Raw genomic sequence first — 220 nt, 5'->3', positions numbered from 1 at the left:
TCAGGCGTTTGGACTGGTTCAGAATGGCCTTTTCCAGGGTGTTGCGGGCCATGCGTCCGTTGCCGTTGGTGGCGGCATTCTCAGCCTGTTTCCGGTCAAACCAGGTGGTCAGGGTCAGGTCGGCGCCCAACTCACCGCAGATACCCACCCAAATGCCGTTCTTATGGGCATTTTCGGTAACCATCTGGATCAAACGCAGCACAGACAGATGGTGCGGGTC

At 57.7% G+C, this 220-nt stretch carries 1 protein-coding gene; it reads right to left on the bottom strand.

Annotated features, from left to right (window positions below):
• Window positions 1–220 (bottom strand): putative PEP-binding protein (locus tag H6B10_RS17065; protein WP_345941878.1); only part of this gene is annotated, 220 nt, incomplete at both ends.

This window comes from Gemmiger formicilis (assembly GCF_016901605.1).
Lineage (GTDB): Bacteria > Bacillota > Clostridia > Oscillospirales > Ruminococcaceae > Gemmiger > Gemmiger formicilis_B.
This window is presented reverse-complemented; position numbering and strand designations above follow the sequence as displayed.